Below are 7,754 nucleotides of genomic sequence, written 5' to 3'. Positions count from 1 at the left end.
TGTTTTTAAAGTAAATTACAGTAGCTCAACCGACTGCTGGGCAATAACAAATTCTTCGTTGGTTGGCAAGCCATTAGAATCGCACCTACTAACACGGATCTGGACAGAAGTGAGTTAGCTTAAGACAATCGAGTGCCTATAATTGCTGTTCGACATTCCGTGCTCGATGATTCAGGTTTCGTATAAAGTTCAACACTAAATCCTACTTCTTCCATAAGTTTTTTATAATACTCAATACCAAATAACCCCAATTCCATACGGTCAAACTCTATGTGTGTCACTCCTTGTTTTTGTTCATAGTATGAAGTCAGTACATTCAGTCGATTTTTATCCGTAGGGTGACGCTCGATGTAGTCGATAACCGTCAAATCTGTTTCAGGAAGTGATGTGGTGCGATGATTAACAATAGGTTTATTAATACTATCTCCGTCAAATTCAGGAGACAAAGCAAAAATACCTCCATAATTTAAGTGCTGGTACGCGTTCGCAAACGTAGCCCTAATATCATCAGCCTTGAACAGATGACCGATACTGTCATGTAGCAAAATAAAATCAAATTTCTGCTGTAAACTAAACTCCGTGATATCTCCCTGAATGGTGTTTACATTAGGGTTAAGCTGCTTACACTTTGTCAGCATCTCTGTGGATAAATCAATGGCAAATGCTTCAACATTAGAACCGATGTGAGAGAGGAGGTGCCCTGGCCCCGAAGCTAATTCAAGTAACATTGGCAAAGTTTTAGCGCATTTTTTTTCAATAAGTTGCTTCCAAAAATGAGCCTCTCCTTGGTAATCATCTCTACTAATCACGTAGTCATAATATTTTGACAAATCACTATAAAGACGGTTGGTTGAGATATTGTGGTGGTTAAATTTCATTGTATGCCCATTACTTTTATTTGTTTAATAATATGTCGACAGCCTTGGATAATAGCGAATTAAACTGCTCATATTCTGTGTCAGAAAAAGCATGCTGAAGTTCACCATCAACTTGTTGGTATATGTTTATCTCTAATGCACGTAGAGCATTCGCTTTTTCTGTTGCGACCAATCTTACCCCTCTGCCATCGGCGTGATTTTTAATTTTTGAAAGGTACCCCTTGGACTCTAACTTGCTCACCATACTGCTAGCAGAGGCGTTACTAACATTCATCTGGCAAGCTAAAGAACCAAGTGATACACCTTCTATTAACCCATTAAGTGCGTAGAGGTAATCTAATTCATTGTTTGTCAATTCGTTGCTTGCTTGGTCACTAATTTTAGAGCGCCAACGGCGCCATAATTCGAACTCAAGTAGTTCCAAGCTCTTAATCGTCTCCATAGTATCTCCGACATCAAATTATTTAGTTAGACTAACTAAATAATTTGATGTCGTCAATGCTAGCGTTTTACTTTAACTCACAATGGGGCAGAAACGTTGTTACAACTAAGCCCTAAAGCATCTATCAGAGCAACGTTGTTTCCCTCTACTGACAATGTACCGTTGGTAGCTCAGCCCATTTCGTTAGGTAAGCAGGGGAAAGTCGTTCTTGAGTCATCTTTGCCTTCGCGTCAAAACCTTCAGATCCCAAACGCACGATACGCTTACCTGCATGGCTATTAATGATATCCATTGCAGTCATCAGGCGCGTGTCTTGCTGTGGGGCAAACATGTCTCCTTGTGCCTGTTGCATGTCACACAGTTCAAGGCAGCGGCAACCTATCTTGTAGTAACGTTCTCCTTCCCGAAATAAACCATTGTTCAGTGCTTCTGTCATCGCTTGCGTCAGCAATCGCGTGTCATCAATGGCTGTTACGAATCTTACTGTTTCACTGCGAGAAAAAGACTGCACAGCATGCTGACCCGAGGAGACATTAAATTGCATACACTGAGTGCCAAGTCCAGCTTTACGCATTTTAACCGCAGCTACTGCTACTCGGGCGCTGAGTGCTTGATGAAGCTCATCATACGTTTCTGCCCGCACTGTGAGGCTTAAACTTGCCCCTATTTCTTGCTTACTTTGGATATCGGGAAAACTACGGAAGTTATAAACCAGCTCGCCATTAAGCTCACGAACAATCCGTTCTAAATTTACTGAACCAGCTTGTTTGGCAAGCTTTAAAGGCATCTGCGCTAATTCTGCCGCTGTTCTGATCCCCTTATCCATCAGCATTGCTGCTGTTCGACGCCCAACACCCCAGACTTCATCTACAGGAAACTGCTGTAATATTTGGCTTTCATTCTTTGGCGTTAATAGTGCAATACCACGGTAACCTTCAAAGGTTTTTCCAACGTGGCTAGCCATCTTAGCTAGAGTAAACGTTCTTCCAAGCCCGCAACCAATAGGCAGTCGGGTATTCGTCCATGCCAGGCGACGAATCTGCCTTGCTGTGGCTATCCATTCATCATCACTAAGTGAGACGTTATCAACGGCAGCAAAAGCTTCATCGATACTGTAGCGATGGTAGTGTGTGAAGATCTGTGAGGCTTCAAGCGTGCTGTGCAGTCTGTTAGACATGTCTGCATAAAGCTCATAGTTTGAACTAAACACCGCCACACCAGCCGCTTCAAGCAAAGCTTTTTGTTGAAAATATGGAGCAAACTTTTTGACGCCTACGGCTTTGGCTTTCTTATTGGATGCAACGATCATTCCATCCCCATTGCTCAGTACGACAATGGGTTTATCACGTAGGTCTGGACGAAATACCGCCTCAACTGAGCAGTACATAGAGTGAACATCACATAGAAAAATCATGAGGTTAGAGGGCGATGGCAACGAATAGACTGTACAACTACTCCCTCAATCAGTGAGGCTGAGTTAATGGCAACTGGAGCATATTCTTCATTAGCACTGAACAAGCGTTTCTGGTGTAAATCTAAAAGCTTAACCACGAAAAGCCCATCATGAGTAGCGACCACTACATCACCATGGCGCGGTATGCAGGCGCGGTCTATCACTAACAAATCGCCATCATAGATCCCGACTCCAGTCATACTGTCACCCTGTGCGCGTACAAAGTAGGTCGAAGACTTACGCTCACCAACAATGAGGTCGTCTAAGCTTAGTGATTTTAAGGCTCTATATTCTGCGGCAGGACTTTCAAATTGACTGATCCCCGCACTGGCGCTGACAAGTGACATGAAAATTCCAATGGTTACTGGTTTTATATACAGTAATTATCGCGAATCATCATATACTGTCAAGCTAATCGAGATTGATAGCGGAAAAGTTGACCAAGGTCATCATAAAGGCCATCAGCAATACGTGCTAGAAAGTGCCGACTGCAACGGTTCTGGACATTTCTGAGTTAGCGACTTTGCTACTTTAGTAACATGCGAATAATTCTAGGTATTGGAAAATCGCTTGGTAAGGTGTCTAATTTCGTGGTGCGGCTCGATATAGAGCCATCAAACCACTTTAGTAGTCAGCCTAATGCTTAACATAGGACACAATTAGGCATGATAGTATCCATGAGTATTTGTTCGTGGGTGGCTAACTGTCTTTTACTTGAATCAACAAACAAATGAGGATTAAACCGATACCACTCCAACCAAGCAGCGGTATCGACTCACCAACCACCACCACAGCTAAAGCTGCTGCTACAACAGGTTCAAAAAGCGTAATCAAACTTGCACTGCTTGCGGTCACAAACCTTAGGCCAAATCCATAAGCAATATAACCTAAACCCATTGGAATCAAAGCCATATAGCCAACTACCAGAATATTGGTTGTTGATGCAAAAAGGTTTTCGCCAGTGACCAAAAGTGTTGGGAGCAAAATTAATGAACCAAAACCAAAAATACAGCCTAAAGCCGATTGGGATTCGACACCCTGTTCAATGAGTGTTTTAGCAACCCACGAATAGACGGCATAAAATAAACCCGCCATAAGACCCAACAAGATGCCAATCAGTCTTAAGTTACTGACTGTATCGGTTGCAGATGACTCTGAGAAAACTAACAACATGATGCCTGCAATTCCGACAGAGAAGCTTAGCAACCATTTTTTCGTGATGTTTTTACCTTTGCTAAATAGACACTCAAGTAAAACCGCAAAAAACGGTGCTGTAGCAATAGAAATCACGGTACCAATTGCGACACCAGCCAGCCTCATGGAGGAATAAAATGCTAATGGATAAGCAGCTAAAGCAATTGCACTAATCGTCAATTTCCTTCTATGATTCAGAATCTTTTTGAAATCATGTCGAAGTTGCTTGCGAGACAGTGCGACTTGAAAAAGCCCACCAACCCCCATTGAAAAAGCACCTATTGCCAGAGAACTGATATCTGGAGCTAAACTAGCGACTGTGCCAGTAGTCCCCCATAAGACTGAAGCAAACAGTATCGAGAAAATGCCGAGCTGATAGGAAGTATAGCGATTGTACAACATAAATATTCTACCGAGGAACTGATAACAAGGCAGAAATCTTAGGCGATTAATCACATTGTGTTTTTGCTAAAAGGACGCAATAGTTGCTTAAATAGACTAACTCAAGAACGAGCGAACGCTCTTGGTGACATTCCATAATTGGTGGAAAAACGTCGACTAAAAGCTGAAAGGTCACTGTATCCTACTCGTTCAGCTATTAACTGCACAGGTAAGTCAGTATGGGTTAGCAGTGCCTTAGCCTTTTCCATACGTTGCTCAGTAATGTATTTGAGCACACTCATTCCTATGTTTTCTTTAAAAAGCTTCTTGAACTGGGTTGGACTAAGATATACAGCCTTAGCAAGCGATTGAATAGTTAGAGGCTCGGCTAGCCGTTCGCTGATCATGTTCTGTACTGCACGAATTCGTGGATCGCTCGTTCGAGACAACTCTTGCTGTCCCAGCAATAAAGTAAAAATATTGACTATAGAAGCTTCAATTTGATTATCCACCTGATATTCAAGTTGCTTTTCAACAAAGTGAAGAAAGCTCAACAAAGGGGGAGAGGTTGAAAAAACGGCTAACTCCTCACTGATCAAATGTGAAGGAAGTTGACCATAATCAGCTACAATGAATCGTGCGGCTTCATCAGCAGTAAATCCATGTGCTATTCCTTTTGGGATCACCACGCATTCACCGACACTCACCTTACCCAAGAAACCATTCATATCAATATTAATATTGCCTTGAATAGGCAGTACCAGTTGATGATAGCTATCGTGAACATGGCTACTAAAGTGCTTTGTGTAAGTGCGAATACTTAAACTAGTTTTCATATCAACAACAAGTTAAAAAAACAGGCATCTTCAGCCACTTTCACTCATAACAAAAAGTAGGTCAAGCAGACGCTTCACGTAACTTACAATGGGGCAGATGTGAGTTAACTCATTCACATTCATGCCTGTTAGTGGTCGATGTTGGCAACCTGCCTCTAATTTAGGCCGAAAAACATACAATTATGTCGATCTCACGAATATTTAAGCGGTGGTGCGGCAATATCACTATGGTCTTGTTTGATGTTCCCACGAGCGTTTGCACCTAGCCCATTTAGGCGATCATTTTCCCTTTTAAGGTGAAAGTTTTGTTCTTTCAACACTTCAGTTCGAGTTTTTGATTCCGATAAATCTCTGGTTAATGCCTCAATCGTTTGTTCCGCTTTCTCCAGAGCTTTGTTGGTACTTTCAGTACGGGTGGTGGATATTACGAGCTGTTCTTTCGTCGCATCCAACGCATTATCAAGATCGGAATACTTAAGCTCCAATTTCTCAATATCTAAGCGCCTTTCTTCTAATTGAGTAGTCAAAACGGTTTGCTCATTCAGTAACACCGCATTTTTTGTAGTTAACTCGTTGATCAAGAGCAGAGAATCGTCCAGCTTAGCTTTGAGTTCGTTGAAATCAATTTCCAACAGCTTCAATTTCTGTGTGTGGTCAGAGTTAGCCTGTTCCAGATCCAAATTCTTATCTACGAGTTCATAATTTTGTTGTTCAAGGCTTTCATTAATTGAAACCTGAGCGCGTACGCGCTCCTCTGTCGCTATTGTGAGTGTTTCGGCAATGGTTCGATCTTCTATCGCTTGCTCTTTCTCATTTATTGCTCCCAGGAGCCTTGTTCGAGTCAATTGTTCATGATGGGCGTTTGTAATTTCATTGAGTCGAACAATAAGCTCAAACATCGATTTTGCTAACGCGCTCTCTGACAATTTATATGCTTCCTGAATCTCTAGAGGCAAAGGTGCAGGGTCAACTGCGATGGTACTGGGTAGAGTTTGGGTTGCATCAGGATGTTTCACGAAAGCAGTGAGTATTCCCATTTCCGTAAGACGCTTTATATCGTTATCGAATGAGGTTGTTTTGCCTTTGAGTAGTACTTCTCGCACACGCCAGCCTTTCGGTTCTATACCTCTGTTTTGCAAGTCATTAACGACATTGATTAACTCTTCTTCTGTATATGATTTTGGCCTAGCCATCTTGATCACCTCTGTTCTCGTTATAAGTAGTGAAATGTGTCGGCAACGTTTGTTAGTTTGTTAGTAACAAACTAACTTTGCTGCGTCTTCACAGGAAAAATACGATGGCTTGGTGATGCCTGTCAAATGCTATTTTTTTCATAAAATTCAATAAAATTAATTACTTAAATCGCACCCTGCCTATAATAAGAACAAAGCCCATGTCAAATTAACAGTTGTTTTTCAACTATGTTGATTTCGGTTGTTCTGGTTATATTTGGTAAGCTAGTCGGAGAAATAGCGCTTTTTTTAGTGACTAAAATTGAGATCTGATTCACAAATGGTTGGGCTGTTTCTCTAGGAAATACAGCAAAGATAATACTCATTAGTCTAATGCTTGTTAGCCTAACGTTCATTAGCCTAACGTTCGTTAGCTTAACGATCGTTAGCTTAGCTTTTCTCTAGACCAAATAAGCCTGAAGTATTTTGATTGCGCAGGGGGGTAGAAGTCCATTATTAAGGACTTATAACGGTGTAAGCCCCTACCGATGGTTATAAGGGCATTATAATGGACTTAAGAAAGGTGATTTTCTGACAGCGATATGATGGTATTGCTTTGGTAACTGAACTGACCCATCAAACACAAATTATATTGGCTGTTATTCAATGAGTTAGTGAGGATGAGTGCTTACTAAGAGAAATCTCCCACTTCAATCCTAGCTATCATTTCGAGGACTTTTGCTTTTCCATCTGCTCTTTTTAGTGTTTCCAAAGGGCTTATTCCACCTAGTGGCTTTTTACTATTGCTTAGCCATTCATCGCATAACGCTTCATCATTAAAAATGGCCATCAGGCGTGACTTAATTTCAGCATCTAACTGTTCATTCATTTCTGTTGTCTCCTAGAAGCAAGCAAAACCATGTTATTAGCCAGATGCAGCAGAATCGGGCTTCGTGCATGTACATGGCTAAATCGATTTGATTGTTATCTATCACAAATTGTGGATCTTAACTTAGCAGAAACGGTGCTGAGCGTACAACGATAGACAATGAAATTTTGATCCCTATAAACTAATGATTTAACTAAGTTTTGTAGTGTTAGGTTTTAGCAATTCTTTAAGGTCGGTCATTCAATGGTTCTGATTCTAGCTAGACGACCATCGTTGTTATGGATGATTGGCCGTAGATAAATGTGGTTTTTAGTATGTTATCGAATAGATACTGTCGTAATATCAAGTCTACAATGATGAATTAGTATTAAATATTCTAATAAAACAACAGCTTGAAAGTTGGTGTCGGTGTGGTTTCGTTAAAAACCTTTATGATCGGTCATGCTGTGGTTCTTAGTTCAACTAGCGCTGTATTTCATGATTGCTCGTAGATAAATTTGGTTTTCTAG

At 41.1% G+C, this 7,754-nt stretch carries 8 protein-coding genes; all 8 read right to left on the bottom strand.

Translation table 11 applies throughout. From position 1 onward, the window contains the following. Positions 1–119: 119 nt before the first annotated feature. The 8 genes from ACP45E_RS04635 to ACP45E_RS04600 all read right to left on the bottom strand — a co-directional run bounded on the left by ACP45E_RS04635 (position 120) and on the right by ACP45E_RS04600 (position 7,245). Positions 120–878 carry a class I SAM-dependent methyltransferase gene (locus tag ACP45E_RS04635; RefSeq protein ID WP_017037464.1) on the bottom strand — a complete coding sequence of 253 codons (759 nt, stop codon included), beginning with the start codon at positions 876–878 and terminating at the stop codon, positions 120–122. Positions 879–894: 16 nt separating this feature from the next. Continuing rightward, on the bottom strand, positions 895–1,320 hold the full coding sequence (locus tag ACP45E_RS04630) for a MarR family winged helix-turn-helix transcriptional regulator (protein ID WP_017037465.1): 426 nt from the start codon (positions 1,318–1,320) through the stop codon (positions 895–897). A 145-nt stretch (positions 1,321–1,465) separates the two neighbouring features. Then, positions 1,466–2,734 (bottom strand): Y-family DNA polymerase, encoded by a 1,269-nt coding sequence (locus ACP45E_RS04625; protein ID WP_026026543.1) that lies wholly within the window; start codon positions 2,732–2,734, stop codon positions 1,466–1,468. Further along, entirely contained in the window at positions 2,731–3,120 is a 390-nt protein-coding gene (locus ACP45E_RS04620) for a LexA family protein (protein WP_017037467.1), read from the bottom strand. Before ACP45E_RS04620 ends, ACP45E_RS04625 begins: the two co-directional genes overlap by 4 nt. 352 nt (positions 3,121–3,472) lie before the next feature. Beyond that, complete coding sequence (locus ACP45E_RS04615; RefSeq protein ID WP_026026544.1) at positions 3,473–4,375, bottom strand: EamA family transporter; 903 nt, start codon at positions 4,373–4,375, stop codon at positions 3,473–3,475. Positions 4,376–4,470: 95 nt separating this feature from the next. Continuing rightward, positions 4,471–5,184 (bottom strand): helix-turn-helix domain-containing protein, encoded by a 714-nt coding sequence (locus ACP45E_RS04610; protein WP_017037469.1) that lies wholly within the window; start codon positions 5,182–5,184, stop codon positions 4,471–4,473. A 191-nt stretch (positions 5,185–5,375) separates the two neighbouring features. After that, entirely contained in the window at positions 5,376–6,377 is a 1,002-nt protein-coding gene (locus tag ACP45E_RS04605; RefSeq protein ID WP_017037470.1) for a hypothetical protein, read from the bottom strand. A 670-nt stretch (positions 6,378–7,047) separates the two neighbouring features. Then, a complete protein-coding gene (locus ACP45E_RS04600) occupies positions 7,048–7,245 on the bottom strand; it encodes an antitoxin Xre/MbcA/ParS toxin-binding domain-containing protein (protein WP_017037471.1) in 198 nt (65 codons plus the stop codon). Positions 7,246–7,754 lie beyond the last annotated feature (509 nt).

This window comes from Vibrio genomosp. F10 str. 9ZD137 (assembly GCF_049974785.1).
Taxonomy (GTDB): domain Bacteria; phylum Pseudomonadota; class Gammaproteobacteria; order Enterobacterales; family Vibrionaceae; genus Vibrio.
Note: the sequence above shows the minus strand (reverse complement) of the source record. Positions and strands in the feature narration are given on the sequence as shown.